Annotated in this window: 1 protein-coding gene; it reads right to left on the reverse strand. The window is 62.0% G+C overall.

Translation table 11 applies throughout. From position 1 onward, the window contains the following. Window positions 1-234: acyltransferase family protein (locus SB660_RS21825; protein ID WP_410584525.1), on the reverse strand; the 234-nt coding region annotated here is incomplete at its 3' end. Between the last annotated feature and the right edge of the window lie 24 nt (window positions 235-258).

The raw sequence follows: 258 nt of genomic DNA on the forward strand, positions 1-258 counted from the left end.
GAACGGATCCTCAACGAACCGCTTGGATGCCCAAGCCAGCACAAGGCAAACCGCAAATAGCGCGATGCCGCTCTTCGTGCCGATGGGATGCCCTTGAACGAGGGGGAGCACGACGACCAAGGGCCAGTGCCATAGATACAAGGAGTAGGAGACATCTCCCGTCCACTGGATAGGAGCGCTCCGCCCGATGAACGTCGGGCTCCACGTGCTCTGATTTTCGCCGGCCCAGATCACTGCGGCAGCGCCCACCACGGGGAG

The sequence above is a fragment of the Bacillus sp. SIMBA_005 genome (genome assembly GCF_046535585.1).
In the GTDB taxonomy this organism is placed as follows: domain Bacteria; phylum Bacillota; class Bacilli; order Bacillales; family Bacillaceae; genus Bacillus; species Bacillus pumilus.